This is a genomic window from Microbacterium sp. Marseille-Q6648, assembly GCF_943181415.1.
In the GTDB taxonomy this organism is placed as follows: domain Bacteria; phylum Actinomycetota; class Actinomycetes; order Actinomycetales; family Microbacteriaceae; genus Microbacterium.
Genome location: NZ_CALPBZ010000005.1, coordinates 133540 through 158145, shown reverse-complemented (window position 1 = coordinate 158145; position 24606 = coordinate 133540). Strand labels below are relative to the sequence as shown.

General features: G+C 70.4%; 21 protein-coding genes. 14 read left to right on the top strand and 7 right to left on the bottom strand.

Annotated features, from left to right (window positions below; all coding sequences use genetic code 11):
* Positions 1–21 precede the first annotated feature (21 nt).
* On the bottom strand, positions 22–3642 hold the full coding sequence (locus NFR93_RS12870; RefSeq protein ID WP_251453822.1) for a beta-galactosidase: 3621 nt from the start codon (positions 3640–3642) through the stop codon (positions 22–24).
* Positions 3639–6914: a DUF5107 domain-containing protein gene (locus NFR93_RS12865; RefSeq protein WP_251453819.1), complete on the bottom strand. Its 3276-nt coding sequence runs from the start codon at positions 6912–6914 to the stop codon at positions 3639–3641. Before NFR93_RS12865 ends, NFR93_RS12870 begins: the two co-directional genes overlap by 4 nt.
* A 105-nt stretch (positions 6915–7019) precedes the next feature.
* Here NFR93_RS12865 and NFR93_RS12860 point away from each other — a divergent pair, with 105 nt between their 5' ends.
* The gene (locus NFR93_RS12860) at positions 7020–7883 is read left to right on the top strand and encodes an AraC family transcriptional regulator (RefSeq protein ID WP_251453818.1); all 864 of its coding nucleotides are present in this window, start codon (positions 7020–7022) and stop codon (positions 7881–7883) included.
* 14 nt (positions 7884–7897) lie between these two features.
* On the opposite strand, the gene uidA is transcribed toward NFR93_RS12860, so the two are convergent.
* A complete protein-coding gene (gene uidA / locus NFR93_RS12855; protein ID WP_251453814.1) occupies positions 7898–9718 on the bottom strand; it encodes a beta-glucuronidase in 1821 nt (606 codons plus the stop codon).
* Positions 9719–9921: 203 nt separating this feature from the next.
* Here uidA and uxaC point away from each other — a divergent pair, with 203 nt between their 5' ends.
* Genes uxaC through NFR93_RS12835 form a run of 5 tightly spaced genes read left to right on the top strand, consistent with a single transcriptional unit; the run spans position 9922 to position 15144 of the window.
* A complete protein-coding gene (uxaC, locus tag NFR93_RS12850; protein WP_251453812.1) occupies positions 9922–11322 on the top strand; it encodes a glucuronate isomerase in 1401 nt (466 codons plus the stop codon).
* Positions 11319–12728 (top strand): mannitol dehydrogenase family protein, encoded by a 1410-nt coding sequence (locus NFR93_RS12845; RefSeq protein ID WP_251453811.1) that lies wholly within the window; start codon positions 11319–11321, stop codon positions 12726–12728. Before uxaC ends, NFR93_RS12845 begins: the two co-directional genes overlap by 4 nt.
* Positions 12725–13963 (top strand): D-mannonate dehydratase ManD, encoded by a 1239-nt coding sequence (gene manD, locus NFR93_RS12840; RefSeq protein WP_251453810.1) that lies wholly within the window; start codon positions 12725–12727, stop codon positions 13961–13963. The genes NFR93_RS12845 and manD overlap by 4 nt, the downstream gene beginning before the upstream one ends.
* Positions 13953–14084 carry a hypothetical protein gene (locus tag NFR93_RS16000; protein ID WP_285814601.1) on the top strand — a complete coding sequence of 44 codons (132 nt, stop codon included), beginning with the start codon at positions 13953–13955 and terminating at the stop codon, positions 14082–14084. Before manD ends, NFR93_RS16000 begins: the two co-directional genes overlap by 11 nt.
* Complete coding sequence (locus NFR93_RS12835; RefSeq protein ID WP_251453803.1) at positions 14077–15144, top strand: LacI family DNA-binding transcriptional regulator; 1068 nt, start codon at positions 14077–14079, stop codon at positions 15142–15144. Before NFR93_RS16000 ends, NFR93_RS12835 begins: the two co-directional genes overlap by 8 nt.
* Positions 15145–15232: 88 nt before the next feature.
* Here the strand turns inward: NFR93_RS12835 and NFR93_RS12830 are convergent, their stop codons facing one another.
* Positions 15233–15802, bottom strand: a complete 570-nt coding sequence (locus tag NFR93_RS12830; RefSeq protein ID WP_251453802.1) for an NADPH-dependent FMN reductase — start codon at positions 15800–15802, stop codon at positions 15233–15235.
* Between the two features lie 142 nt (positions 15803–15944).
* Here NFR93_RS12830 and NFR93_RS12825 point away from each other — a divergent pair, with 142 nt between their 5' ends.
* Entirely contained in the window at positions 15945–16172 is a 228-nt protein-coding gene (locus NFR93_RS12825) for a hypothetical protein (protein WP_251453801.1), read from the top strand.
* A complete protein-coding gene (locus tag NFR93_RS12820; RefSeq protein ID WP_251453800.1) occupies positions 16172–16594 on the top strand; it encodes a TA system VapC family ribonuclease toxin in 423 nt (140 codons plus the stop codon). The genes NFR93_RS12825 and NFR93_RS12820 overlap by 1 nt, the downstream gene beginning before the upstream one ends.
* 57 nt (positions 16595–16651) lie before the next feature.
* Here NFR93_RS12820 and NFR93_RS12815 read toward each other — a convergent pair whose 3' ends face one another.
* The gene (locus NFR93_RS12815; protein WP_251453799.1) at positions 16652–18196 is read right to left on the bottom strand and encodes an amino acid permease; all 1545 of its coding nucleotides are present in this window, start codon (positions 18194–18196) and stop codon (positions 16652–16654) included.
* A gap of 163 nt (positions 18197–18359) precedes the next feature.
* Between NFR93_RS12815 and NFR93_RS12810 the strand changes: the two genes are divergently transcribed.
* The 5 genes from NFR93_RS12810 to NFR93_RS12790 are packed head-to-tail and all read left to right on the top strand — an operon-like array spanning position 18360 to position 23364.
* A complete protein-coding gene (locus NFR93_RS12810) occupies positions 18360–19715 on the top strand; it encodes a glutamine synthetase family protein (RefSeq protein ID WP_251453798.1) in 1356 nt (451 codons plus the stop codon).
* On the top strand, positions 19696–20457 hold the full coding sequence (locus NFR93_RS12805; protein ID WP_251453797.1) for a gamma-glutamyl-gamma-aminobutyrate hydrolase family protein: 762 nt from the start codon (positions 19696–19698) through the stop codon (positions 20455–20457). Before NFR93_RS12810 ends, NFR93_RS12805 begins: the two co-directional genes overlap by 20 nt.
* Complete coding sequence (locus tag NFR93_RS12800; protein WP_251453795.1) at positions 20454–21806, top strand: aldehyde dehydrogenase family protein; 1353 nt, start codon at positions 20454–20456, stop codon at positions 21804–21806. The genes NFR93_RS12805 and NFR93_RS12800 overlap by 4 nt, the downstream gene beginning before the upstream one ends.
* Positions 21807–21853: 47 nt before the next feature.
* Entirely contained in the window at positions 21854–22633 is a 780-nt protein-coding gene (locus NFR93_RS12795; RefSeq protein WP_251453793.1) for a 3-oxoacyl-ACP reductase, read from the top strand.
* 11 nt (positions 22634–22644) lie between these two features.
* Entirely contained in the window at positions 22645–23364 is a 720-nt protein-coding gene (locus tag NFR93_RS12790; protein WP_251453791.1) for a FadR/GntR family transcriptional regulator, read from the top strand.
* A gap of 31 nt (positions 23365–23395) precedes the next feature.
* On the opposite strand, the gene NFR93_RS12785 is transcribed toward NFR93_RS12790, so the two are convergent.
* Together NFR93_RS12785 and NFR93_RS12780 are read right to left on the bottom strand one after the other, a co-directional pair.
* Entirely contained in the window at positions 23396–23797 is a 402-nt protein-coding gene (locus NFR93_RS12785) for a DUF3253 domain-containing protein (RefSeq protein WP_251453776.1), read from the bottom strand.
* 109 nt (positions 23798–23906) lie between these two features.
* Positions 23907–24299 carry a DUF1349 domain-containing protein gene (locus NFR93_RS12780; protein ID WP_251453775.1) on the bottom strand — a complete coding sequence of 131 codons (393 nt, stop codon included), beginning with the start codon at positions 24297–24299 and terminating at the stop codon, positions 23907–23909.
* A 60-nt stretch (positions 24300–24359) separates the two neighbouring features.
* Between NFR93_RS12780 and NFR93_RS12775 the strand changes: the two genes are divergently transcribed.
* Positions 24360–24587 (top strand): hypothetical protein, encoded by a 228-nt coding sequence (locus tag NFR93_RS12775; protein ID WP_251453774.1) that lies wholly within the window; start codon positions 24360–24362, stop codon positions 24585–24587.
* Positions 24588–24606 lie beyond the last annotated feature (19 nt).

Sequence of the window (24606 nt, the reverse complement as noted above, 5' to 3'; positions counted from 1 at the left end):
CGGCGACAGTCCGCCGCCGCGCTACGCCTGCGGCTGCGGCTGTGACGCGGGCCCGACACGGTGGTGCGGCGCGCGGATCAGCGTCGCCGACAGCAGCTCAGCGCGCCCGGCGACCCGGTCGGCTCGCACGCGACGGTCGACGAAGAAGTCCGCGTCGCCGTTCCACGGCAGGATCTCGATCCGCAACGGAGAGACCGCGAGCTGCGGCAGAAGCCGCGCATCGATCTCCCACGGGCGCCCGTACCAGAACTGATCCGACACCAGCTCGTCACCCACCCAGGCGCGGGCGACGTCCCCCGCCCACTCGAGCGACACGACCTGGGCCCCGGCGAAATCGTCGTCGAGCGGCACATCGACCTCGAAGACGGCCGCACCGGCATACTCGGCGTCGCGCGGGGCGCTGTACCGGTCGGCCGGCCCGCCCCTTCGTGTCTCGGGCAGCGATGTCGCAGCGGCGACCTGACGCACGCCGAGGGATGCCGGGGTGCCCCCGGTCGGGAGGGCCAGACGACGGAACGGACCGACCCATCCCGCCGATCCCTCGAGAGCGGGAATCGTCAGGATCTCGCTCGCGGCGCCCCAGCGCTCGAGCGTGACGTGGTCGTCGGCGAACGTCAGACCGCCGTCCCACAGCGCGACGACCCGCTCGCCGGCGATCGAACCCGCCCAGACGCGCGAACCCGATGTCGCGTCCAGGATCACCAGGCGCGTCGTGCCGACGGTGATGACCGATTCCGGCCCGGGCGCGGTGGTGAGAGTCCACCGAGCGCCGTGCTCGGTGTCCAGCGCTCGTGCACCCGAGACCGCCGCGTCGCCGCTGTCGATGTCGAGTTCGACGGGTACCCCGTCGGTCGCGCGGAAGATCGCGACCAGCCCGGCATCCGTCTCGATCTGGGTGACGGGCTGTACGGTCCCCGTCAGCGAACGGACGTCGCCATAGGGCTGGCCGACCGGCCATACGAACGCGGTGCCCGCGGGGATGCCGGTGGGCACCGCCGGGAGCATCGCACCGTGCGCGAGGGCGAGCTGGAAGTCCACCACGTCACCGGGCGGTGCCGCAGCCGGTCGGTGATTGGTGCCGAAGACGAAACCCCTGCCTTCGGACACGCGCACCGAGACGGGCATGCCCGTCTCGGCGGGATCCGGGAACTCCCACGGAAGCTCGAGCAGCTGCGCACCCCACTGCTGCAGGAACAGGTGCTGCGCGCGCAGCAGGTGGTAGTGGGGGCGGAGGGTTCCCGCCGAGCCGATCGGGGCGTAGAAGTCGTAGTCCTTGCGCGGGAGGTCGTTGGGATAGCCCGAATCCTGCGTCTCCTGCATCCCCGTGGTCGTGCCCGTTGGCTGCTCAGTGCCCGTTGGCTGCACAGTGCCCGTTGGCTGCACGGTGCCGTGATAGACGTAGTAGCCCTGCCAGGCCGAACCGCTGCCCAGCTTGGTGAGCGCGAGCGCGTCGATGTCGGCCGCGTCCACCCGCGGCCGCCGGTGGTAGGCGACGGCCATCCCGCCACCGAGCTCGCAGGTGAGGAACGGGAAGCGCCGATCGTCGCGCCCGTTCGTGGGTGGTGCGAGGCGTACGTCCGCGCCGACCGACAGGTCGTCCCGGACGTCGCTGAAGGTGAAGTGCGCCGACGAGAAGTCCGGCAGCTCGACGTCGGATTCGTCCCAGAACCCGTCGGAATAGCCGCCGTACACCGAGATCAGCGCATCTTGCGGCACCTGCGCGCCGCCCCACCCGGTCGCAACCCAGAACGGAACGTGCATGCCCGCTTCTTCGGCGATGTCGCGAAGCGTCGCGAGATGCTCGGGCTGGTCGTACAGCTCGTTGTCGACCTGCACGGCCACGATCGGGGCGTCGGGGTGCGCGTCGTCGCGGAACAGCCCGCGCAGCTGCGACGCGATGTCGGCGTACCAGTCCCGCACGTGCTCGAGATATGCGGGGTCGTTCGTCCGATGCGCGATCGGCAGCTCCTGAAGCCAATCGGGGAATCCGCCGTTCCGGGCCTCGCCGTGCGCCCACGGGCCGACGCGGAGGACGACCTCCAGTCCCGCGCGCCGGGCGGTTTCGACGAATCGCCGGACGTCGAGGTGGCCCTGCCAAGTGCGTCGGCCGGGCTGCTCCTCATGGAGGATCCAGATGAGATAGGTCGCGATGAGGTCGACGCCGCCCGCCTTCATCTTCCGCAGCTCGTGCTCCCACCGCTCGGGAACGTCGCGGCTGAAGTGGTACTCGCCCGACACCGGGAACCATCGCCGACCGTCCCGCGTCAGCGAGACGGCGTCGATCGAGAGTCCGGCTCCGCCCTGCCGTGCGCGCGGGTCGAGGGCGTCGGTCATGATGGCGTTCCCTGTGATCCGGCGGTTCTGTGCGCTCTGCCACTCCCGCAGCTGCCACATCGGGTGGTGCGGTGCGGCGTTCGAGCAGAGCACGACACCCCATACGCCGTGTTCGAGCGCGGTCGTCACGCCGTGCTCGGCGAGCGCTCGGCCGGTGTCGCCCTCTTCGAACGTGCCGTGCAGGGGGGTGTAACCCACCCACCCCTCGCCGACGAGTGCGGGGATGCCGTGCCACCGCGCCCACTCGGCGACGGCGATCACCCTCGACTCGATCTCGCGCCGCATCACGTGCTCGTAGGGGCCGTAGTGCTCATCGAGCCACGCGTCCCAGGCCGCCGGGTCGATCCAGTCGTAGCCGTAGATCATCTGGTCGGTGACAACGGTCGCGCGGTGCTTCCATCCGGCGGCGCGTCCGTACTGCTCGAACGTGGGTGCGTCGGGCCGCAGCAGACGGCGGAGCGCGGCGTTCGGGAAGCCCTCGGTCCCCTCGGACCGGATGTCGATGCGCTGCTGCAGCGCGTCCAGCACGCCGTAGCTGTACACGTGGAACTGCGCCGCCCCGAGCCCCTCGGGCACCTGATGCATGGCGAGGTGGGGCGGCTTGCCGTAGCTGGCGGTGATGAGAAGGTCCGGATGCCGCGCCCGCAGCCGCTGCACCTCGTGCGCTCCGCCGTCGGCGAGAGCCGGGAGGATCGAGAAGTCGACTTCGTTGTGGAGCTCGACGAGCGCGATGCGCTCGCGGTGGCCCTCGTCGGTCAGCCAGTCGATCATCCGCTCCCACGCTTGAGAGAGGACGCGGTAGCGGTCGCCGAGCGGGATGGCGTCGATGGCCTCGAACCACCGTGGCGACGCGGCGAAAGCGGGCGACTGCTGCAGTTCCCAGCTCGCGAGGATCACGACCAGGCCGTGCCGCGCGGCAGCCGTGAACAACGCGAGCAGCCGTTCCCGCAGATCGAGCTCGTATCCTCCCGGCACGTCGTACCACCGGGTGCGCCGACCGAAGTATCCGCCGTCGGGGGCCGGCCCGAGGCCTTCGATCCGCAGCGACGCCGCGAGGTCATCGAGTCCGAGCGCCCCGAAGAGGAGGAGCGGCGCCGCGCAGATGCGGATCGCGTTGTACCCCAGTGAGGCGGCGTCGGCGCACGCGGAGTCGAGATTCGCGTAGGGCTCGCCGTCGCCGGCGCGGGTGTACCACGAGAAGTCCCACAGCGTGATGGCCAGACGCTCGGGCAGGTGCGCGGGTGTGGCGCCGGTGAGGCCCGTCGTTCCGGTGGCGACCGTCCCGGATCCCAGGTAGCGCTCGGTCATGCTCTGTCGCCTTTCGTCGTGCCGGCGAGCGTGCGGATGCGCCGACCCTCGGCGGCGAGGGCCCGCAGCCGGTCCGCCTCGTCGGCGCGTGCTGCCGCCGTATCGACGTCAAACAGCAGCAGCTCCGGAAGCGAGGTTGCGAAGTAGTCGACAGCATCCTGCGACCGCGCCAGGTCATCCGCCCGCCGTTCGAGCGCGGACCAGATCTCTTCCGCCGCCGCGTCTTCGCCGAGGCGGAGGTGCGCGACGCCGACCCAGTAGTCCGCTTCGACCGGGGGTCGAGGAGCCACCGCGTGCGGTGTGCCGCTGCAGGCGCCCCACCACGCCGCGGTCGCGGCATCCCGGTCACCCGTGGCCAGCAGCGCGTCGCCCCACACGACCAGGCGCTCGGCCAGCGGAGCAGCGGGGTGGCGCCCTTCTCCGAGGTGGGCGGGCACTCGGATGCCGTCTTCCATCAGCCTCGCCGCGGCGGTCGGGTCGGTCCGAATGAGGTCGCGCGCGATCTCGCACGAGGCGCGGTCGAACGCCGCGATCACCCGCCCTTCACCGCCCTCGAACGGACGGAAGGTGCGCGCGGTGAGGATGTCCCAGGCCTCCGCGATCCGGTCCACCTCCAGGAGCAGCGTGACGTACGCCAGGGCGAGATCGTCGCGCTCGAGCAGGAGATCGGGCTGCTGCTCGAGCAGCGCGAGGCGCTCGACCGGTGACAGCCCGCGAAGCCTGCCGAGGACGTCCCTCTCGAGGACGAGGCGGGCGTCGCGCCGCAGCGTCAGCGCGTGCGCGAAAGCCCGGTCGGCGGCGTCCTTGTCGCCGCCCGATTCCACGGTCGCCAGCGCGAGGTTGCGCCACGCGACCGGGTCGTCCGACCCGCCCGCGGTCGCGGCCATCAGGTGGGGAAGCGCGTCGTGGATCCGCCCGGCATCCAGCAGCCACATACCCAGGAGTGCGTGCGCGCGGAGGTCGTCGGCGTCCGCGTCGACGGCCGATCGGAGCGCGTCGTACTGGTCGAGGCCCGCGGGAAAGGCGTACGCGGCATCGGCTTCCCTCGCCTCTCGTCGCGCCTCGCGTGCCTGATCTCCAAGTTCCTGCGCGTCGAGCCACACCGCGCGCAGGTAATGGCGCAGCGGCTCGGGATTGACGAACGCGCCGAGCGCGGGGGAGGACGACGCGGAGCCGGCGGTCGTGCGCACCGCGTCGTCCCAGGCGCCGGCGCGGGCGAACTCGGTGGCGACGTCGAGCGGGGTCCGCGGATCGACGACGTCGAGCGCCCCGGCGAGGGCGGCGGTCGCGGCATCCAGCGGATCGGTCCGTCGGAGCTCTGCCAGCCGTCTCGCGGCTTCGCCGTCGTGTCCCTGCCGCCGCAGGGCGAGCACGACGATCCGCTCGGCCTCGGGAATGCCTCCCGCGGATCGGGCGTGGAGGATCGCGTCGGCCGTGCGCCCCGTGCGCAGCGCGATCCGGGCACGCGCAAGGGACGCCGCCGCCGTCCAGGCGTGATTCCAGGCTGCCTTCGCGAAGTCGGCGTCCGCGGCGACATCGTCGCCCAGTCGCTCGTGCACCAGCCCGCGGAGGTAGACCGCTTCACCGTCGCGCGGGTTGAGGTTGCGCCGCGTCAGCCGATCGACAGTGGTGTCGAGCAGGTCCTTGGCCTCGTCGTAGCGTCCGCGCCGCAGGCGCTCGGCCGCCAGCGCCGTCGCCGACCGCGAGTCCGCAGGGTCCCGCCTCAGCGCTTCTTCGAGGTAGGGGAGGGGAGACCTCGTCGGGTGCCGGTACTGCATCAGGTGCACCGCGGTGAGATAGAGCTCGTCGTTCGACGCGACCTCCTCGGGAGCATCGGGCGCGGTGGCGACCCACGGGACCACGGCCTCGCCGGTCGGCCGCTCCCACGCGACCAGGACCTCATCGCCCGACCGGACCTCGACGCGGGCGACCGCCGCGACGGTGTCGACCTCGAGAAGGTGCGGCCGGGCGGGCGAGAGCGTCGTGGTGGCGGTGGTGAGGATGCCGGAATCGTCTGACACCGTGATGAGGGCGTCGTCGACGGCGCGGGTCGCAAGTACGCCGATGCGCACGAGACCGTCGGCGCCGGACACCGAGATCGCGGCATCCCGACTCGCCTGGCGAGCCGGACCGATCCGGTGGATCGGGTACCAGAACTGGCTGAAGCGCTTCGTCTCGCCCGGTGCGAGCCAGCTGAAGTCCGGCTGGTTGTCGGTGTAGACGCCCGCCATCAGTTCGACGTACGGTCCGTCGTCGTCGGTCAGCTGGGCGTCCCACGCGTGCCCGATCGGACCGTCGCCCCACGTCCACTGCTTCTTGCCCGGCGAGACGGCGCGGTCCGCCCAATGCACGAAGCCGGCCTCGGCGGCGTGATCGTAGCCGCCGAAGAAGTCGTGCCGGGTATCGGTGATCATGTACGAGGTCGGAACCGGGATGCTGCTGTAGACGTCGAGTCGATCCGCGTCGGGTTCGACGTCGCGCGCGAGCGCCGGGTAGTCCACTCCGTAGTACGGCCGGTCCGCGCGGGGGAACGCCGTGATCGCGCGGCGGGCGTGGTCGGCGACGTACCGGACGTCGTCGGGGAAGAAGGATTGGTATCGCTCGTGCGCGCGGGCGGCCACGTTCGCCCACCAGAGGAAGGTCTGCGCAACGTCCGTCCGGTTGTGGAGGACGACGTCGGCTTCGATGAGGGAGGATCCGCCGCGAAGGCGGACGCCGTGCGTGCCGCGCATCCGCTGCAGCGGATCCAGGTCGGTGTGCCACACGACGACGGAGTCGTCCGCCTCGCGTTCGATGCGCCACTCGACCGGGAGGAAGGTCGCCGGGCGGTGATGCTGCGGCCAGTTGAACTCGACCCCACCCGAGATCCACGGTCCCGCCAGGCCGACCAGCGCCGGCTTGATCACGTTGTTCCGGTAGAAGAAGTCGTAGCCGGCGACCTTGTCGTACCCGATGTGGATGCGCCCGCCGATCTCGGGGAGCAGCAGCAGCCGGACGTAGGCGTTCTCGAGGTGCACGGCCTTCCATGCGCGGGGGGACTTCACGTGCGCCACGGTGTCGATCATCGGCATCGGGTACACCCGCCCGCTCGACCCCTGGTAGACCCGCCGTTCGAGAAAGAGCGGGTACGGGTCCGGTGTTCCGGGCTCGTAGGTGTCGATGATGACGTCTTCGCTCCAGCAGGCGACTCCGCCCGCGTCGAGCAGAGCGCGCTGATCATCCGGTGCGTCGGGCAGGACGATGCGGCTCGCGGCGTCGGGGTCCCGGGTCATCAGGCCAACGTATGTGGCGGCTCGCGAGGTGACCATGGCTGATCGGATGCTGCGCCTGGACGATCCGCTGGTTCATCGCCGCGTGAGGGATGCCATGATGTCGGGATGGAGCGCGGCGACGGGTTCGAGCGGGAACGGCTGACCGTCGTGCCTCGCCCGCGGGTGGACGCGGCGCTCGCGCGACCGGTCACCCGTCGGGCGGTCGTCACCGACGCGGGTTGCTTCCCTCGCGCGCGATCGCACGCCAGGTACCGTCCTGACGGTGCCGCTGAGACGATCGTGATCGTCTGCGTGGCCGGCGAGGGGTGGTTGGATGCCGCCGGAGAGCGTCAGCGCGTAGGACCATCGACCGCGATCGTGATACCGAGCGGGGTGGGGCACTCCTACGGGGCGAGTGAGAGCGATCCATGGACGATCTGGTGGTGTCATGTGCGAGGCACCGACATCCCGGAGCTCGTCGGGGCCGCCGGCATCCGGCACGACCGCCTCACGCTGTCGTTGCGTGCGCTCGACCGCATCACCGCGCTGCTGGACGAGATCTCCACCTCCCTCGCCCGGGACTCCACGCCCGCGACCCTGCTGGCCACGTCCGGTATGGTCTGGCGGCTGTTCACTCAGCTCGCCGTCGACCGGCTGCTGCCTGAAGAGGGCACCCCGCTTCAGCGGGCGCTGCGCTATCTCGAGCAGCGGGTCGACGGGCGGGTGCAGGTCGCGGAGCTGGCCGCGATGGTGGGGGTCTCGCCCTCGCACCTGACCGCGCTGTTCCGCGAGGCCACCGGCGGAGGCGTGCTGGCCCACCACATCGCCCTCAAGATGGCGCACGCGCGAAGCCTCCTCGACGGCACGACGCTCGCGGTGGGCGAGATCGGCAGGCGGGTGGGGATGCCGGACCCGTTCTACTTCTCTCGCCAGTTCACGCGCGTGCACGGCCTGAGTCCGACCGCGTACCGCGCGACCCGCAAGGGGTGAGCGACCGCGCCGCCTCAGTCCTGGGGTGTCGCTCGGGTCGTGCTGCCGGTCCAGCGCTTGCGCAGCTGATGCGCGACGGCCTTGGGCCGACGGTCGCGCGTGAAGGCCCCTTTGCGATTGCCGTCGGCCCGCACGATCGCGAGACTGGTCTGGAAGTCCGCGAAGTTCCACAGGTGCTCTCCCTGGACTCCGTCGTGCGCATCGAAGACCTCGGTGTACATCTCCACCAGCTCGGTCTGGAACTCCTCCGACCACATCGCGCCGGAGAGGGTGTGCAGACCGGCGATCGTGTCCGCCCCGAACTCGGTGACCAGGATCGGCTTGCCGGTCTTCTCCCACTCCGCGAGCTCGGCGTGCAGGGCGTCGCGCGCGGCATCCAGATCGCCTGACTGCGTGTACCACCCGAAGTAGCGGTTGATCATGATGACGTCGCTGAGTGCCGCGAGCAGGCACTGACCGGCGGGGGAGAACTGCACATTGACGAATCCGACCGGCCGCGTGGGATCGAGCTCGCGGGTGAGCTCGAACAGCGGCGTGAAGTACTCGACGGCCTCGGGCGTGTGCGACTCGGGCTCGTTCGCGATCGACCACAGCACCACGCTCGGATGGTTCTTGTCACGGGCGACGAGGTCGCGGATGTGCTGCGCGTGCGCGCGTCGGGTGTCGTCCGAGACATAGTCGGGTCCGTAGACGCGGTCGATGTTCGCGCCGATGACGTTGCCGACGGTGGCGTTCATGCCCACCGCCGCGGTCTCGTCGATGACCACGATGCCGTGGTCGTCCGCGTAGTCGAGGAACTCCTCGGCGTACGGATAGTGCGACGTGCGGAACGAGTTCGCGCCGATCCACTTGAGGATCTCGAAGTCGTGCACCATGTCGACGTCCGAGTGGCCCTTGCCCTGGACGAGGTGGTCTTCGTGCATCCCGAACCCGCGGAAGTAGAACGGCTCGCCGTTGATCAGGAACTCGTGGCCGCGCACCTCCACGGTGCGGACCCCGACGCGCTGGGGGTACTCGTCGACGAGCTCGCCGCCGCGCCGCACGCGCACCACGAGGGTGTACATGCCGCCCGTCCCCGGTGTCCACAGGGTGGCGTCGTCGATGCGAAGGGATGCTGCGCCTCCTGTCCCGCGCGAAACCACGCGTCCGGCCTCGTCGACCAGCTCGGTCTCGATCTCGGCGACATCGGCATCGATCCCGGCGAGGGCGACCTCGTAGTCGACGATGCCGGTCACCGGGCCGCGGACCGGGTCGCCGTCGACGCGCGTGACCACCGTGACGTCGTCGACGAAGGTGACGGGTGTCGTCGAGAGCCACACCGACCGGTGCAGACCCGCGTAGTTGAAGAAGTCGTGCATCTGCTTCTGGCGGGGGCCGTGCGCGGTGTCGACCACGAACCCGGGCGGGAGGGTGTCCCACCGCAGGCGGTTGTCGACGGCGACGGTGATCCTGACGGGCTCGCCCGGGGTGACGGCGTCGGTGATGTCGGCCTCGAACGGGAGGTAGCCGCCCTCGTGGTCTACGACCTCGCGGTCGCCGACCCACACGGTCGCGCGGTGCGTGGCAGCGTCGAATCGCAGCACGATGCGCTGCCCGGACCACGTCCGAGGGAGGACAGTCTCGGTCTGGTAGAACACCTCGCCGACGTAGTCGTGGAGGGTCCGTCCGGGGACGATGTCGTTGTAGCTCGCCGGCACGGGCATGGTGATCGCCTCGGCCAGTGGGCCCCCGAACCACGCCGCGGAGCGGCCGACGCCGTCGGGGTCGGCGCGGAAGCGCCACAGTCCGTCAAGGCGGCGTCGCTCGCGGGTGCGGGTGTCTTTCGGCTGCAGCATGCTGCCTATCCCTTCGTCGTGAGCCCGGCGGTCGACGCCCCCTCTACTTCACGGCGGTGATTCCCAGTGACCCGTAATGAACATATCGCGATCCGCAACCGATTGACAACAATCGCGTCTGGAGCCCGCTAGGCCCCGTGAAAAGCGTCACTCGGAGCGGAAATCGGTTGACAGACCCGGGTGGACTCGATCACGCTTGAGTCATGTCGAAGACGATCCGCCCGCAACTCTCGCGCCTGCTTCCCCCCGACGGCCTCGCGCGAGAGGTCGCCGAGGAGCTGTACGCCGAGGTCGCCACGGCGCCGATTCTGTCGCCCCACGGTCACGTTGAGCCGTCGCTGTTGGCCGAAGATGCGGCGTTCCGGAATCCGACCGAGCTTCTCGTCTCGCGTGATCATTACGTCACCCGCCTGCTGCACTCGTTCGGAGTCCCGCTCGCCGAGCTCGGGGTCGCCGGGGCTCCCGCCGACCCCCGTGAGGCATGGCGGACGCTGGCTTCGCATTGGCACAAGTTCACCGGCACCGCCAGCGCGTACTGGATCACCCACGAGCTGGAGACCCTCTTCGGCGTCGACGAAGAGCTCGCTCCGGACTCGGCCGATCGCATCTACGACCGCATCGACGAGGCGCTTCGCCGCCCGGAGTTCCGCCCCCGCGCCCTCTTCGAGCGGTTCGACATCGAGGTGCTCGCCACGACGGACGACCCCCTCGACGATCTCTCCGTCCACCGTCGCCTGGCCGACGACTCCACCTTCCGCGGTCGGGTGCTCCCGACCTTCCGTCCCGACGCCTATCTCGACCCGGCCGGCGCCGACTTCGCCGACCGGGTGGAGCGACTGCTCGCGACCACGGCGCAGCCGCACAGCTTCGCCGGCTATCTGCGCGCCCTCGAGGAGCGCCGGGCGCATTTCGCCGCGCACGGCGCCGTCTCTGCGGATCACGGGGTGTACGAGCCGTTCACGACCGACCTGGACGCCGCCGATGCGGAGCAGCTGTTCCGACGGGTGGCCGGAGGGGGAGCGGATGCCGCGGACGCACGCCTCTTCCGCGGCCACATGCTGTTCCAGATGGCGCGGATGAGCGTCGCCGACGGCCTCGTCATGACGGTGCACCCCGGCGTGCACCGCAACCATCACCCCGAGACGCTCCGGGCGCACGGCGCCGACACCGGCCACGACATCCCGGTGCGCACGGAGTACACCGAGAACCTCCGGCCGCTGCTGCAGGCCTTCGGCACCGCGCCGGGGTTCCACCTGGTGCTGTTCACCGTGGATGAGACGGCGTTCTCACGCGAGATCGCCCCGCTCGCCGGGTTCTACCCGAGCGTCTTCATCGGTGCGCCGTGGTGGTTCCTCGACGCCCCCGACGCCATGATGCGCTGGCGTGCCGCGACCACCGAGACGGCGGGGCTCTACCGATCGAGCGGCTTCATCGACGACACCCGCGCCTTCCTGTCGATCCCCGCCCGCCACGACACCGCCCGCCGCGTCGACGCCGCCTTCCTGGCGCGCCTGGTCGTCGAGGGGCGCGCCACGCTCCCGACGGCACGGCGGATCGCCCGCGATCTCGTCGACGCCATCCCGCGAGAGGTGTTCAAGCTGTGATCGCCACCGCCACCCCGCTCACACGGAAGGCCCTCGCCGAGCGCGAACCCGGCCGCGTCGAGGCGCCCCCCGTCCGCATCGTCCACCTCGGGCTCGGGCACTTCTTCCGGGCTCACCAGGCGTGGTACACCTCCCGCGCCGCCGACGCCGGTGCATGGGGCATCGCCGCCATCACCGGTCGCTCCACCCGCATCGCCGAAGACCTGACCGCGCAGGACGGCCTGTTCGCGCTCGTCGAGCGCGGCCCCGAGGCCGACCGCGTCGAGGTCGTGACCAGCCTCGTCGAGGCGGTCGCCGGTGTCGACGTGACCCGGCTCGCCGACCTGCTCGCCGACCCGCGCGTCGCGATCGTCACCCTGACCATCACCGAGAGCGGCTACCGCCTCCGGCCCGACGGCGGACTCGACCTCGACGACCCGCTCGTGCGCGCCGACCTCGAGCAGCTGCGCTCCGCGTCGCCGCGGCCCGAGACCGTGCTCGGTCGGCTGCTCTTCGCGCTCGACGCGCGTCGTCGGGCGGATGCCGGTGCGATCGCGATCGTGTCGTGCGACAACATCCCCGACAACGGCTCGTTTCTCGCCGCGGGCCTCGCCGCCCTCGCCGAGCAAGTCGACGCGTCGCTGGCCGCCTGGATCAGCACCCATGTCTCGTTCGTGAGCACCTCCGTCGACCGGATCACCCCTCATATCGACGAGGCGCCGGCCGTCGTCGCCGAGGCGGGGTGGGTCGACCGCGCGCCCGTGGTCACCGAGCCGTTCGCCGACTGGGTGCTCGCGGGCGACTTCCCCGCCGGGCGGCCCGACTGGGAGAGCGCCGGGGCCCGCTTCGTGGACGACATCGAGCCCTGGGAGAACCGCAAGCTGTGGCTGCTCAACGGTGCCCACAGCATCCTCGCTTTCGCGGGACTGCGCCGCGGGCTCCACACCGTGGCCGACGCCATCGCCCACCCCGAGTGCCGTGCTCTGGTCGAGGCCTTCTGGGCCGAGGCCGTGCAGAACCTGCCGCCGGGAACCGAACACGTGGCGTACCGGGCGCAGCTTCTCGAACGCTTCGCCAACCCGCGCATCGTCCACCGGCTCGGCCAGATCGCCGCCGAGGCGACCACCAAGGCACAGTTCCGCTTCGCCGCCGTCGCCGAGCGCTCGGTGCGCGCCGGACGAGAGCCGGCCGGGTCGGCCGCGGCGCTCGCGGTGTGGATCGACTGGGTGCTCGCCGGCGACCTCGCCCCGGACGCACGCGCCGACGACGTCCGTCTGGCAGCGGCCTCGGACGATCCCATCACGGCACTTCTCGCGCTCGTCTCGCCCGACTCCGCTGCATCGCCCGGCCTCGTCGCGCAGATCGATGCGGCTCTCCCGGCCGTCACCACAGGCATCCCCCTCACCCACGAAGGAGCACGTCAATGATCATCGACAAGGCCGAGGTGATCGTCACCAGCCCCGATCGCAATTTCGTCACCCTGCGACTCACGACCGACGAAGGTCACGTCGGGCTCGGCGACGCCACCCTGAACGGGCGCGAGCTCGCCGTCGTCGCCTACCTGCGCGAGCACGTCGTGCCGCTGCTCATCGGCGCCGATGCTTCGCGCATCGAAGACACGTGGCAGTTCCTCTACCGCTCCGCCTACTGGCGACGCGGACCCGTCACGATGGCCGCCAGCGCGGCGGTCGACATGGCGCTGTGGGACATCAAGGGCAAGGCCGCCGGGATGCCGGTGTACCAGCTGCTGGGCGGCGCGTCGCGCAACGGGCTGATGGCCTACGGGCACGCGTCGGGCAAAGAGCTGCCCGAGCTGTTCGACTCCATCCGCGCCCACCAGGAGCAGGGGTACAAGGCGATCCGGGTGCAGACGGGTGTGCCGACCCTGAAGGCGATCTACGGCATCGCCGCCCAGGGCGCCGATGTCGGCGACGCCACCGTCCGCTACGACCACGAGCCCGCCCGGCGCGGAGCGAAGCCGATCGAGGAGGACTGGGACACCCGCGCCTACCTCAACCACCTGCCCGGCGTCTTCGAGGCCGTCCGCAACGAGTTCGGCCCCGACATCCCGCTGCTGCACGACGGCCACCACCGCATGACCCCCATCCAGGCCGCACGCCTGGGGAAGGACCTCGAGCCCTACGACCTGTTCTGGCTCGAGGACTGCACGCCCGCCGAGAACCAGGAAGCGCTGCGGCTGGTGCGCCAGCACACCACCACGCCGCTCGCGATCGGCGAGATCTTCAACACGGTGTGGGACTTCAAAGACATCATCCGCGACCAGCTCATCGACTACGTGCGTGGCGCCGTCACCCACATGGGCGGCATCACCCCGCTGAAGAAGACCCTCGACTACGCCGCGATGTACCAGATCAAGTCGGGCATGCACGGCCCCACCGACATCTCCCCGGTCGGCATGGCCGCGGCCATGCACCTGGGCCTGGCCATCCACAACTTCGGAATCCAGGAGTACATGCAGCACGGACAGTGCACCGACCAGGTGTTCCAGCAGTCCTTCACGTGGACCGACGGCTACCTGCACCCCGGCGACAAGCCCGGCCTCGGTGTCGACCTCGACGTGGACGAGGCCGGCAAGTATCCGTACGCGCAGGCATATCTGCCCTACAACCGGCTGCTCGACGGCACCGTCCATGACTGGTGAGAAGGTCGATGCCCCGGGTGGCGCCGCGCTGTCCGCCGCGCGTGCCGCGGCGCGCGAGAATCACTTCATGGCCCCCGCACCCCTGACGTCGCAGCCGGCGACCCTCGAAGCCCATGGCTGACGCCGAACCGGCGCCCGCGCCGTCACCGGACGGCATCCCGCTCGCCGTGATGGAACGCATCCGCAAGCGCGGCGGATCCGCGACCATCTACGACATCGCCGAGCTGGCCGGGGTGAGTCCGTCCACCGTCTCGAGGGCGCTGTCGACCCCGGGTCGCATCAGCCAGAAGACCGAGGCGAGGATCCGCGACGCCGCCGCGCGGCTGAACTTCCGCGCGAACCCCATGGCGCGGGCGCTCAACACCGGCCGCAGCCACACGATCGCGCTCGTGGTCGCCGACATCACCAACCCGGTCGTGTTCGGCATCGTGCGCGGGGCCGAGCAGGCGGCCAGCGCGGCGGGCTACACGCTTGTCGTCGCCGAATCGCAGGAATCCGATGTCGCCGAGGCCGAGACGATCGAGCGGCTGCTGCCGAGCGTCGACGGCCTCATCCTCGCCACGACCCGGCTCGGTGACGATGCGCTCGCCGCTGTCGCGGCGCGGAAGCCCATGGTGCTGATCAATCGCGCGGTCACCGGCGTCGACAGCATCCTGCCCGATGTGGATCACGGCGTCGGGCAGCTGATGACGCACTTGAGCGGGCTCGGCCACCGCTCCATCGCCTACGTGTCGGGCCCTGAGACGTCGTGGATCAGCGGTCGACGGTGGGAGCGCATGCTCGAGCACGCCGAGGGGCTCGGGATCGCGCTGGTCGAGATCGGGCCGGTCGCCCCGACGATCGAGGGCGGGCGCGACGCGATCCGACGGGTCCGGGCAGCGCGGGTGAGCGCCGTCGTGGCCTTCAACGATCTGATCGCGATCGGGCTCATGCAGGCGGCCGCCGAGAGCGGGGTCATCGTGCCGCGCGATCTCAGCGTCACCGGGTTCGACGACATCTTCGGCAGCGAACTCGTCGTGCCGGCCCTCACCACCGTCCGCTCCCAGCTGGAGCTGGCCGGTCGGCGCGCGGCCGACAACGTGCTCGCCCATCTCGCCGCCGACCCGGCGGCTGCTGTCGATGGCGGGCTGCTCCAGACGGAACTCGTCATCCGGGCCTCCACGGGCGCGGCCTCTTCGTGACGGCGCCTTGGTGACGGTGGAGCCCGTCACTCCCTCATGAGCCGGCACGCGGCCCGCAACGGATGCCGGCCGCGCGCCAGGGGCCGGGTCAGTCTCGGGGGAGGACCGTGAGCACGCGCTCGATGTGATCGCGGAACTCGGTCATGTACTCGCGGAGGAAGGTCTCGAGCCCTTCGTCCTTCACCTCGCCCTCCGGGGTGAACACCTCGTCGGAGAACTGGATGTAGGCCTCGGGCGCGGTCATCTGCCGGGCGTTGCAGTAGCTGAGCACGCCGCGCAGGCTCTGCTGCGCCACGGCGGTGCCGATCTGACCGACCGATGCGCCGATCACGGCCGCGGGGATGTGGTCGAAGGAGTTCTCGCCCCACGGGCGCGAGGCCCAGTCGATGGCGTTCTTGAGGGCACCCGGTATGGAGCGGTTGTACTCGGGCGTGAGGAAGAGGAGCGCGTCCGAAGCGGCGATCGCCTCTTTCAGCGCCGTCGCCTCGGCCGGGTAGTCGCTGTCGAAGTCGGGGCTGTAGAGGGGGAGGTTGCCGATCGGGATCTCGGAGAACTCCAGATCCTTCGGCGCGAGACGGATGAGCGCCTTCGACAGTGTGCGGTTGATGGATGTCGACGACAGGCTTCCCACGAAGTAGCCGACCTTGTGCGTGACCATCAGTCATCCTTCCGTTCGGGGTCCGCCTCGCATGAGCCGGTCCCTCCAGCATCCGCCTCGGCGCTCTCCCAGCGCGAGGGCTTGCGCACGTCCGTGATCTCTGCCATTGCCGCCGCGATGCGTGATGCGTGATGATTGATGCATGAGAACCACGGTCACGATCGATGACGACGTCCTGGCCGCGGCGAAACAGTTCGCCGCGGCGCGGGGCCTCACCCTCGGAGAAGCCCTCTCGCAGCTTGCGCGGGCGACCTTGACCGAGCGCAGGCGCCACAGCACCCGGAACGGCGTCGTCCTGCTGCCGGCGCCGGCGACAGCGGGCAAGGCGACCCTCGAGGACGTCAACGAGCTGCGGGACGAAGCCACCTGATGGCGCATCTGCTCGACGTGAACGTGGTCATCGCGCTGATCGACCCGCTCCACGTGCACCATGAGCGCGCGCACCGCTGGTTCTCGAAGCGGGAAGGCTGGTGGCACACGAGCCCGACCGTGCAGAACGGCGTGATCCGCGTCGTGAGTAACCCGAAGTACCCGAACAGTCAGCCGGCTCCGGTGGTGCTGGCGAGTCTGGCGAGCCTCGCGGCGCAGGCGGACCACGTCTTCCTCCCCGACGCGGTCAGCCTCCTCGACAGTTCGGTTCATACGGAGCGGCTGCTGTCGAGCTCGCAGGTGTCCGATACCTATCTGCTGCACCTCGCGGCGTCCAACGACGCGCGCCTGGCAACCTTCGACACCCGGATCGTGACGACCGCGGTGCCCACCGGTGCCGAGGTCGTGTTCATCGTGCCATGAGCGCGCCAGAGCCCTCCGCGCATCCCCAGTCGCGCGGAGGGCCGACAGCGGCGTCCCCTACCGCTTGTCGCCGAAGACCTCGCCTTCCATGGCGTCGTAGCCCTCCTCCTGCGGGTCGCCGTGCCGGCCGCCCGACAGTGCGTATTCCTCTTCGGGCGAGAGCACGAGGCGGTGGCGGAAGAAGAGGGCGAAGCCGGCGAGGATGATGATGTACACCACCACGATCGCGATGATCGCCGGCAGGAACGTCGGGTTCAGCAGGAACCCCACGAAGATCAGCGCGGCGATCGCGGCGGCGATGACGGCGCCGGGGATACCCCACGGGCTGCGGTAGGGCCGCTCGACGTCCGGAAGCTTCTTGCGCAGGAGCACGAACGACACCATCTGCAGGAAGTAAGCCAGCACGGCGCCCCACACGGCGATGTTCAGCACGATCGCACCGGCGACGGCGCCCGCTCCCTCGTTGAACGCCGCGAGGGTGTCGAGGATGGCGAGGGCGATGAAGCCGATGACGGCGCCGACCAGGAGCGACACCCACGGTGTGCGTCGCTTGCCGGTGAGCGACAGGAACTGCGGGTAGTAACCGGCGCGCGAGAGCGAGTACATGTTGCGTCCGTAGGCGAACATGATGCCCTGGAGCGAAGCGAGCAATCCGACCAGCGCCAGCAGCGCCAGCACGGCGGCGGCCTCGTCGCCGACGATGGCGCGGAAGCCGTCCAGGAGCGGTTCGCCCGCGACGCCCGTCGCTTCGGCGCCGATGACGCCGGTGTTGAGGAAAAGCACGAGCAGACCGGTCACGATCAGGGTGCCGCGCGCCCAGAATCCGGCGCGGGGGATGTCGCGCACGGGGTTGTGGGACTCCTCGGCCGCGAGCGGGAGCTCTTCGATCCCCAGGAAGAACCACATCGCGAACGGGAGGGCGAACAGGATCGGCAGCACGCCGTGCGGCAGGAACTCCGTCTGGCCGGGGTCGGGCGCGATGTCCCACAGGTTCGCCCACTGGAACGCGCCCGAGGCAAGGGCCATGATCGAGAAGACCACGATGATCCCGATCGAGATCACCGAGACCACGATCGCGAATCTGAACGAGATCGCCGCGCCCGCCGCATTGAGCCCCACGAAGGCGGCGTAGAGGATCGCCCACCACACCCAGGCCGGCAACGAGACGCCGAGCAGCTCGCTCGTGATGGCGTCGGCGTACGAGGCCGAGAAGTAGACGATGACGGCGGTGGTCGCGACGTACTCGATGGTCTCGGCGGCGCCCGTGACCAGGCCGCCCCAGGGTCCCATCGCCGACCGCGCGAACGAGTAGGCGCCGCCGGTGTGCGGCATGGCGGCGGCCATCTCTCCGATCGAGAAGATCATTCCGTAGTACATGACGACGAGGATGGCGAAGGCGATCAGCATCCCGCCGAAGCCGGCGAAGTCGATGCCGAAGTTCCATCCCGAGAAGTCGCCCGAGATGACCGCGGCCACAGCGAGGCCCCACAGCCCCCAGATGCCGGCGCTGCGGGTCAGCCCCCGCTTCTCGAAGTAGTCCTTGCCTGCACGCGTATAGGTCGCTCCTGCGACCTTCGCGTTGACCTCGCTCGACCGTGACATCTGTCCTCCGTGCGCTCGCGCTCGACGCTGGGGTGCGCGTCTGGGCACGATTGTGGCCCTAATGGTTGGCTGTGTCTACCTTTCAGGAGGGAAATCTCGTTACAGTGGACGCGCGCACGGCCGGTCGGATCCCCCTCGGCGGCGTGAGGTGAGGAGACGACGGATGCCGGGAAACCTCAGCGTCTCGCAACTGGACGCCGCCATCGCCGAGGGCGAGATCGACACCGTCATCGTCGCCTTCGCCGACGCGCAGGGACGCCTCGTGGGCAAGCGGGTGTCGGCCCGGCTGTTCCAGGAGGAGGTCCGCGACCACGGCGCCGAAGCCTGTAACTATCTGCTCTCGGTCGACGTCGACATGAACACCGTCGACGGCTACACGATGTCGAGCTGGGAGACCGGCTACGGCGACATGGTGCTGATGCCCGATCTCGAGACGCTGCGCCGGGTCCCGTGGATGCCGGGATCGGCCATGGTGATCGCCGACCTCGGCTGGCCGCAGGGCGGACCCGTCGTGCAGTCCCCTCGCGCGATCCTCGACCGGCAGCGAGAGCGCCTGGCCGAGCGCGGTCTGGTCGCGTACTCCGGCACCGAGCTCGAATTCCTCGTCTTCGACGACACGTATCGCGAGGCGTGGGGGAAGGGATACCGCGATCTGACGGCATCCACCGACTACAACGTCGACTACGACCTGCTCGCCTCGGGGCGCATCGAGCCGCTGCTGCGCGACATCCGTCTCAAGATGGACGGCGCCGGGCTCTACACCGAAGGCGTCAAAGGCGAGTGCAACCTCGGCCAGCAGGAGATCGCCTTCCGCTTCGCCGAGGTGCGCGAGACGGCCGACCAGCACACCATCTACAAGAACGGCGCGAAGGCGATCGCGGGCGACCACGGCAAGTCGATCACGTTCATGGCCAAGTTCGACCAGCGCGAGGGCAACAGCTGCCACATCCACCTGTCGGTGCGCTCCGACTCCGGTGAGGCGGTGATGGCCGGCGAGGGCCGCCACGGCTTCAGTCCGTTCATGGAGCACTGGATCGCCGGCATCCTGGCGACCCTCCGCGAGTTCACATTGCTGTACGCCCCGACCATCAACTCCTACAAGCGGTACGTGCGCGGCTCGTTCGCGCCCACGGGAGTGGCGTGGGGCGTGGACAACCGCACGTGCGCGCTGCGCATCGTCGGCCACGGGCCTTCGCTCCGCGTCGAGAACCGGGTTCCCGGCGGCGACGTCAATCCCTACCTCGGGATCTCGGCGATCATCGCCGGCGGTCTTCACGGGATCGAGCACGAACTGCCGCTGCCGGATCCCCTCGCCGGCAATGCCTACACCGCCGGCGTGGACCACCTGCCGACGACGCTTCGCGAGGCCGCGCAGCTCTTCGACGAGTCGGCGATCGCGCGCAAGGCGTTCGGCGACGACGTCGTCGAGCACTACCTCAACCAGGCGCGCATCGAGGTGGAGGCCTATGACGCGGCCGTGACGGACTGGGAGCGGGTGCGTGGTTTCGAACGCCTCTAATGCCCCGCCCGTCATCGGCCTGACGACCTACCTCGAGCAGGCCAAGCAGGGCGTCTGGGATGTGCGAGCGGCCTTTCTGCCGCAGCAGTACTTCGCATCGGTGACCGCTGCCGGGGGCATCGCCGTGCTGCTTCCGCCGCAGGGCGACCCCGACCCCGAGGCCGCTGCGGCTGCGGTGCTCGAGGGCCTCGACGGCCTCATCCTGACCGGCGGACTCGACGTCCAGCCCGAGCTGTACGGCCAAGACCGGCACCCGCTCACCGACCCCGCCCGTCCGGATCGCGACGCGTGGGAGCTCGCGCTCTTCCGCGGTGCCGAGGAGCGCGGCATCCCCGTGCTGGCCATCTGCCGCGGCCTGCAGCTGGTGAACGTCGCCCGCGGCGGCACGCTGCACCAGCACCTGCCCGAAGCCCTCGGCACGGAGCGATACCGCATCGGCGGCGGCGTATTCGCCGACAACATCGTCGAGGTCGCGCCCGACACCCGGTTGGCGGGGATGCTGGGGGCCGGCCCGTTCGCGGTGCACAGCTATCACCACCAGGGCGTCGACCGGCTCGGCGAAGGGCTCGTGGTCGTGGCCCGCACCGACGACGGCCTCGTGCAGGCGTTCGAGTCCGAGGGCCCGGGCTACCTCGTCGGCGTGCAGTGGCACCCCGAGGAGAACGCCGAAGACAAGAGGCTGTTCGCGGGACTGGTCGCGCAGGCCGCCGCGTACGCCCGAGCGAAGGAACCCGTCACATGAGCTTCACCCTGGTCGATCCCACCACCGGTCGCGCGTTCCGCGACGTCCCTCGGGCGAGCCTCGACGAGGTGGATGCCGCGATCGCGAGCGCGGTGGCCGCGCAGCGCGGGTGGGCCGACCTCGCCCCGGTCGCCCGTGCCGACGCGCTGCGCCGGTTCGCGAGCGTCGTCGACGCTCACGTGGAGGAACTCGCTCAGCTCGAGGTGCTCAACTCGGGTCACCCGGTCGAGTCGGCCCGGTGGGAGGCCGGACACGTCGCGCAGGTCCTGAACTTCTACGCCGGAGCACCCGAGCGGCTCTCCGGTCAGCAGATCCCCGTCGCCGGGGGACTGGATGTCACCTTCCACGAGCCGTACGGCGTGGTCGGCATCATCGTCCCGTGGAACTTCCCCATGACGATCGCGTCGTGGGGCTTCGCTCCGGCTCTCGCTGCGGGCAACGCCGTCGTCCTCAAGCCCGCCGAGCTCACGCCGCTCACCGCGCTGCGGCTGGGCGAGCTGGCGCTCGAGGCGGGCCTGCCGGAGGGGCTGTTCACGGTCGTCACCGGATCGGGGTCGCTCGTCGGCCAGCGTTTCGTGTCGCACCCTGACGTGCGCAAGGTCGTCTTCACCGGCTCGACCGAAGTCGGCGTCGACGTCGCCGCGGGGTGCGCCCGCATGCTGAAGCCGGTGACCCTCGAACTCGGCGGCAAGAGTGCGAATGTGGTCTTCGCCGACGCAGACCTCGAGCAGGCGGCCGCGGCAGCCCCCGGGGCGGTCTTCGACAATGCGGGCCAGGACTGCTGCGCACGCAGCCGCATCCTCGTGGAGCGCTCGGCATACGACCGGTTCCTCGAGCTTCTCGAGCCCGCCGTCGCCGCCTGGCGGGTGGGTGACCCCGCGCGCGATGACACGCAGATGGGACCCCTCATCTCGGCATCCCATCGCGACACCGTCGTCGGGTTCCTCGACGGCGCGCGCGTGGCGTTCCGCGGAAGCGCACCCGAGGGTGACGGGTTCTGGTTCGCACCCACCGTGGTGCTCGCCGAGCCCGGCGACCGCATCGCGCAGGAGGAGGTGTTCGGACCCGTCGTGGCGGTGATGCCCTTCGACGACGAGGCCGACGCCGTGCGGCTCGCCAACAGCACCGTTTATGGCCTCGCAGGTTCTATCTGGACCCAGAACCTGGGGCGTGCCCTTCGGGTCTCGCGCGGCGTGAAGAGCGGAGTGCTGTCGGTCAACTCCCACTCCTCGGTGCGGTACTGGACGCCGTTCGGGGGGATGAAGGCCTCGGGTCTCGGGCGCGAGCTCGGCCCCGATGCCGCCGAGCACTTCACCGAGACCAAGAACGTGTTCTTCGCCGCGGACTGATCTCCGCGGCCACAGCACGAGCATCACCAGCACCAGGAGGAAGTTCCATGAACGTCGATCTCACCCAGCGCCTGCGGGACCGCGTCGCCATCATCACCGGTGGGGCATCGGGCATCGGCCTCGCGACCGCCCGCCGCTTCGCCGCCGAGGGTGCGCGCGTGGTGGTCGCCGATCTGGACCCCGCCTCGGGGGAGCGCGCGGCGGCCGAGGTCGACGGACTGTTCCGTCCGGTCGACGTCGCCGACGAAGCATCCGTCAACCAGCTCTTCGACTCGGTCGCGGCCGACCTCGGCAGCGTCGACATCGCCTTCAACAACGCCGGCATCTCGCCCGCCGACGACGACTCCATCGAGACGACCGAGCTGCCCGCGTGGGATCGCGTGCAGGACGTCAACCTCAAGAGCGTGTACCTGTGCTCGCGCGCCGCTCTGCGGCACATGGTCCCCGCTAGACGCGGGTCGATCATCAACACCGCCTCGTTCGTCGCGCTGCTCGGCTCGGCGACGTCGCAGATCTCCTACACCGCGTCCAAGGGCGGAGTCCTGGCGATGACGCGGGAGCTCGGCGTGCAGTTCGCCCGGCAGGGCGTCCGCGTCAACGCCCTGTGCCCGGGACCGGTGAACACGCCGCTGCTGCAGGAGCTCTTCGCCAAGGACCCGGAGCGGGCGCAGCGTCGGCTGGTGCATGTGCCGATGGGGCGGTTCGCCGAGCCAGAGGAGATGGCCGCCGCCGTGGCGTTCCTGGCGTCGGACGACGCCTCGTTCATCACGGCGACCGCCTTCGTCGTCGACGGTGGGATCACCAACGCCTACGTCACCCCGCTATGAGCCCGCCCGCGATGAACGCCCCGGGCGGTCCGCTCCCCGAGGTGCGGCGGGCGGTGTACCGGCCGGTGCGCGAGGGCAATGCACTCGAAGACACCGTCGCGCGGCTCGTGCAGACGATACGGCTCGGGGTGGTGGCACCGGGGGAATCCCTGCCGCCGGAGCGCGAGCTGGCGCTGCGCTACGCCGTGAGCCGTGACACCGTGCGCGAGGCGATACGCGAACTGGCCGTCGCGGGCTATCTCGAGCGGCGCCGCGGTCGTTACGGCGGGACGTTCATCGCCGACCCGCTGCCGCAGACGGCTCCGGCGCCCGTGGACGCGGCCGAGCTCGACGATGTCCTGGGCCTTCGCCGCGTCATCGAGGCCGGGGCGGCGCGCGCTGCCGCCGAGCGCACGCTCGACCCCGCGACGCGAGACGACCTGTGGCGTCGGCACGAGGCCGCCACGGCAGCCGACGAGGCCGACTACCGTCGACTCGACACCCTGCTGCACCTGTCGATCGCCGAGATCGCCGGCATCCCGTCGCTCGTCGCACTCGCCGCCGAGAACCGCGCGCGCGTGAACACCTGGTTCGACACGTTCCCGCTGCTGCCGCGGAACATCGAGCACTCCAACGCCCAGCACGAGCGACTGGTGACGGCGATCCTCGCAGGCAGGCCGGATGCCGCCGAGCGGGCAGTGCTCGAGCACCTCGCCGGGTCCGAAGCGCTGCTGCGCGGCTTCCTCCTCTGATCGCCCCCCGGACCATCGCCGCGCACACAGGTCAGGAGCGCGCGAACCGGATGCGGATCGGGCCCTTCGCCGTCGACGGATCGACGACTCGCCCGCCCTGGGTGATCTCCACCTCGCCGGCGGCGACCATCCGGCGTGCGGCGCGACGAGCGGGTTCCATGAGGTCGCGCCAGTCATCATCGCCCACAGATCGCGCGGCATCCGAGGGGCAGATGCTCGCGTCGCGAGCCCTCGCCGCCAGCAGTGTGCGGATCTCGTCTTCGAGGCGCCGGTCGACAGCGGCCACTCCGCGCGAGCGGCAGGCACCCGAGCAATACCTGACGTCGTCCCAATTCGCCGCCCATTTGGCGCGCCATTCGATGCGCCGGCCGCACGACGCGCACGTCTTCGCCTCGCGGCTGTCGTGCGCGTCGGCGGTGCGGCGATGGGCCATGCGAACCAGTGTGCCTCAGCGGGGTGTACCTCAGGCCGGTGCGTCAGAAGCGGCATCCGCCTCGGCATCAGCGGCGAACGCGGTCAGATCCGTCGCCGCGGGCGTGCCGTCAGGAGCCGTCGCGCATGTCGGCGAGGGAGGCCGTCGAGAACGACACGTCTGAGAAGGCCACGTCGCAGCCCTCGCCGGTGGGGGACTGGGCCTCGAACCCGATGCGGGGCGCGACGCCGTCCGCCTCGAGCGCGAAGACGCGCACGAACCGCCAGGTCACGCCGTCGAGCGACGCGTGGAAGGCGTACACGCCGCCGGCGCGCGCGATCCGCAGCCACACCGCGCCGCCCTCGACGACGAACGAGTTCGCGTCGTCCGCGACGTCGCGGCAAACGACCGAGACGACCATCGGCTCACGATCGGCGGAGTACTCGAAGCACAGCTTCGCCCAGTGTCGGTCGTCGAACCACAGCAGCAGCACCCCGGCGTCGAAGGTCGCGGCGAACTCCACCTCGACGCGCGCCCGCAGCTGGAAGTCCCGTCCGGCACGTCGCCGAGCAGGGTCACGGCGTTGAGCATCGTCTCGGCGTTGACCTGGGCCGCGCCGGCCGGGTCGACGAAGATGTCGCTGTGCGGGGCGGCCGTGACCCGCAGGGCTGCGGACGCGGCATCCGTTGACCAGGTGGACCCCGACGACGGCGTCAGGGCGAACGGGATGCCGGAGATGTACGTGTTGGAGGAGTCGGCCATGCGGGCAGGCTACGCCGCGGTGACACCGCACACCCGCGGATCTGGCTAGCGTGGGACTCAGCCGGCCA